General features: G+C 41.1%; 3 protein-coding genes. All 3 read left to right on the forward strand.

Going from position 1 to position 4396, the window contains the following annotated elements:
• The first annotated feature begins 682 nt into the window (after positions 1-682).
• Positions 683-1303, forward strand: a complete 621-nt coding sequence (locus F6K20_RS25860; RefSeq protein ID WP_052308473.1) for a hypothetical protein — start codon at positions 683-685, stop codon at positions 1301-1303.
• A gap of 129 nt (positions 1304-1432) precedes the next feature.
• The gene (locus F6K20_RS25865; protein WP_009149104.1) at positions 1433-1762 is read left to right on the forward strand and encodes a hypothetical protein; all 330 of its coding nucleotides are present in this window, start codon (positions 1433-1435) and stop codon (positions 1760-1762) included.
• Between the two features lie 5 nt (positions 1763-1767).
• A partial coding sequence (locus F6K20_RS25870; protein WP_287296556.1) for a putative type IV secretion/conjugal transfer ATPase occupies positions 1768-4396 on the forward strand: 2629 nt, incomplete at its 3' end.

Below are 4396 nucleotides of genomic sequence, written 5' to 3' on the forward strand. Positions count from 1 at the left end.
CGAGGGAGTAGGGAGTAGGGAGCGGTGCGACCCGTGGCGAATTTAATTACGGGTCAAGCGCACCGAGGGAGTAGGGAAGTCAGAAGAAGGAACTTTGGAATAGATAATAGCAATGCAGCGGTTTTTAATAACACCAAAAAATCCTCCAAGCTCTTTCCTACTGCTCCGAACGCGCCCCGCGTGGCCCACGGCCTCAGTCCCTGCTCCCTGCTCCCTTTTACTTCAATCCTATGTTCACAACTCAAATATAAATACTTGATCCATTAATATCTTAAGTTTAATTGTTACACTTTAATTGCTTAGGTTTACTTTTCAGCAAAATAGCTGATTAACTACTAAGCACTAACGCCTCTACCTATAGGTTGAGTTTCAGCGTTTTTTTTGTTAAGTTTTTTTTCTTTTCTCAGAGTTTTCTTAAAATTTAGTTTATTTATCTATTCCTTTTGGACGAGTAACATTTTGAGACTGTTGACGAGCTGTGCCAATGATATTGAGAGGTTAAGTAATTGTAATGCTTGAGGTGAAACAATTACAATCATTTAGCTTATTCAAAATGCTCCTTAACTCAATAACATTTATTAATGAAAATAAATTGAACTATTCCTCTGGGATCGCTTTTGCGATTTAAAAATTTTCTGTATCACAAGAAGAGTCAGAAAAATTACGGAAAGAAAAATCCACCATGGTGAACAAGTCCTCTGTTGCGATGTCACCTCGTCAACAACAGCGTTGGAAAAGTAAAGAAACTATGTTTGCTAAGTTGCTTGCTCAGTTGTTTGCTCAGTTGAAGCAAGTGCCCTTGGGCTATTTAATGGTCATGGCTGCGATCGCCATGGCATTGGATCTCTATATCAGTACCTCCGTCACTCCTTTGATGGGTGTATCATTTTTGATGTGTCTAGTTGTGGGAGTGAGGTGGATTGGAGTCCAACCTAGTAATTCTGGGAATCAAATTCAACGGCTAGTCAGGAAATATGGTTTAGGAGCCTGTCTTTTCCTATTCACCTTTCTGTGGTTTATGTTGGACTTTACCGCTGCGCCAGCCCATGCCCAGTTTTTCCAAGTCGCAGAAGATTGGCTAACTAGTGCTATTCCTGAAGTAGACGCCGATTTGGTGTCCCTGGTGTTTAACGTTTTACGAGCACTATTCCTAATTTATTTGGGCATTTCATTGGTCAAAGTAGTCAATGCTGCCCAACAAGATGATGACTGGAAAACCCTAGCCCGTACTCCAATCATCATTTTGATTGTAGTTACATTGGGTGATCTTTTAGCAGGCTACATCACTGGCACAGGAGCATAAACTACGCTATATCTAATTTGCCTGTTGAGTTTTATCTAGCTGAAGGGATGAGTAGTCAGGGTTTTATTGAGATTGAAAGTTGTTTCAATCACTGATAGTTGGCAAGTCTGATCCAAAATAGCTTGACCTATGGCAAATAATTCACAGCAACAATTCCGTCGTGTTAACCGAACTCTTGATGAAAAACCGAAAATTGGTCCTATTCCAGCCGATCAGTTTATCCCCTGGGCAATAATTTGGGCAATTGCCTATTACATCGTCAAGGGAGTACTAGGAGCTAGTTGGGTATGGACATCTTGTTTCGGAGTTTGGGGTATGTCTACTTGGTGGGTGCTAACTTCCTCTAGCCATTGGAAATTTCTTTCTAAGTTTATACCTGTACCTCAATGGACAAGAGGAATGGGTAGATACCAAAGGCTTTTAGAGATTAAACGGGAAAAAGCAAAGGGCAAAGGCTAAAAAGTATGACAACAACTCAAGCTCACGATCAAGCTAAACAAAAGATGGGAAAGAAGCGGGTTGATGTAGGAAATGGTAAAAAGAAAACCTTAAAGCCGTTCGAGGATGACTGTAAGTTAGCTAGTTTCCTAGAAGTCAGACTTGATGGGTCTGATGTTGGGGCATACATTCTCAGAAAAGGAGAAGCTTCCTATAAATTTGTGTTTGGTTTTGAATGTCGAGGCATTCACACCACCTTACGGCAGGAGTTAATTGACCCGGTTTTTGATGCCATCGAAGCTGGGTTAAAAGATTTCCCAGAGCAGGAAACCCTCACGATTCACCTAAAGTCTTTCACTGATGACACTGATAGACAAAACACGTTGAGTCAGTTGATTAAGGGTACAGACTCTAACGAGTTAAAGTACCTAATCATGGGAGAAAAGAAGCGAATTCAAGACTTGACAAAAGGGGGGATTAGAAAGCCCAAGACATTGTATTTATTTGCTACCTATACCGTAGAATCAGGTCGAGAGGGAGCATCTGATAAAATCGAAGAATTTTTGATGACAGCTACCAAGTGGTGGAACGGATTTATTGGCAAGCTGGATGAGTATGAAAAACAGCAGATCGAGAGAGTGATAGAGATTGCCTTTAATAATGGCTATCAATTTTGGGAAAGGCTGTTGAGCAATCAAATGGGTCTATCGATTCGCCCTCTTTCTGCTCAAGAGTGTTGGAATTATGTGTGGCAGCGATTTAATGATACACCACCTCGTTCAGTTCCCCAGTTGCTTTCCTTAACTGAAGCTGGAGTTACCGAAGAGGTTTACTCAGAAATCCACCCGGTTTCTCTGTTAATGGAAGACTATACCGCTATTCCATTTGCTGATCGACGTTGGATTAATCTCAAAGACCAGTATACCGCAGTCATGCTCTTTTTAGACAAGCCTGAGGGGTGGAGGAATAAAGAATCCCAAATGCGCTATCTCTGGCAAGTCATGGCAAAAGATGAGGTCTATGACACCGATTGTTTTTGTGAGATTTCCAAAGCGAACATTAAGACGGTAACCAGCAAAATGCATTCGCTGACGAAACAGGCAAATGTCTCCTCAAAATATGCAGAGGAGAAAAATACGATTAATGTTAAAGCACAATTAAATATTCAGAAAAATGTCGAGGCTCAGGCGGCTATCTATGAAGGTGCCGTGCCATTTAATGTCTCGGTTGTTTTCTTAGTTCATCGCGATTCTCCACAAGATTTAGATCAGGCGTGTTATACTTTAAAATCTTATTTTCCGCCACCAGCTTGGATGGTAAGGGAGAGCGAGTATCCTTGGAAAATATGGCTAGAAACCTTACCAATTTCCTGGAGCAGACTATTAATGCGTCCGTTTAAGCGATCGCATACCTATTTAAGCCATATTGCACCAGGCTTAATGCCAGTAGTCAAAACCCGGACAGTGGATAGAACGGGATTTGAATTAATCTCTGCTGAAGGGGGTACGCCAGTTTTTATTGACTTATTCAAACAGCATAAAAACCTAGGTATTTTCGGAACCACCCGCAGTGGAAAATCTGTGTTGGCATCAGGAATTATTACCCAAGCCTTGGCTCATGGTATACCCATCTCAGCTATGGATTATCCAAAACCCGATGGCAGTTCTACCTTTAGTGACTACACCGCTTTTCTCGGGGATAAAGGAGCTTATTTTGATATTGGTCGAGAGGCAGTTAATCTTTTCGAGTTGCCCAATTTAAAGGGATTAGATGGTAAACTACAACAAGAGAGACTTACAGAATACAAAGAATTCTTAGTCGAAGCACTAATGCTAATGGTTCTTGGCTCCACGACGTTTCATGACCGGACTTATACGGATAACATCAGAGCCATGTTAAGCTTAGCAATCAAAGCCTTTTTTGATGATGATCAAATCCATGACCGTTATGTAGCAGCAAATATCAATGGCTTAGACTCTCAAGAATGGCAATTAATGCCTACCCTTGCGGATTTTATTGATTTTTGTTCCTTAGAGAGATTGCGAGTTACCTCTGTATCTGGGGATATCCTTCAAGGCTTGGATCAAGTCAAATTGCGACTGAGGTATTGGATCAATAGCCGAGTAGGACAAGCGATTAGTCGTCCTTCTACCTTTAGAAGTGATGCTCAGTTATTAGTCTTTGCCTTACGGAATATTAGTAGTGACGAAGATGCTGCACTACTCTCCTTAGGGATTTACTCAGCAGCCTTAAGACGTTCTTTAGCCTCGCCGGTGAGTATATTTTTCATCGATGAAAGTCCGATTCTGTTCCAGTATAATTCCATTGCTGAATTAATTGGCAGATTGTGTGCTAATGGAGCTAAAGCAGGAATTCGGGTAATTTTATCCGCTCAAGATCCAGATACCATTTCCAAGTCTCCCAGTGCAGCGAAAATTTTTCAGAATATAACAACACGCTTAGTAGGGAGGATTCAACCAACAGCAGTGGATAGCTTTGTTAATATTTTGAAATATCCTTCAGAGATTATTAACAAAAATGCCACAGAAGGATTTTTTCCTAAACAAGAAGGAATGTATTCTCAATGGTTACTCGATGACAATGGGATTTACACCTACTGTCGATTTTATCCCGGTTCAGCACTGTTAACAGCTG

Origin of the sequence: Moorena sp. SIO2C4 (assembly GCF_010672485.1) — a bacterium.
Lineage (GTDB): Bacteria > Cyanobacteriota > Cyanobacteriia > Cyanobacteriales > Coleofasciculaceae > Moorena > Moorena producens.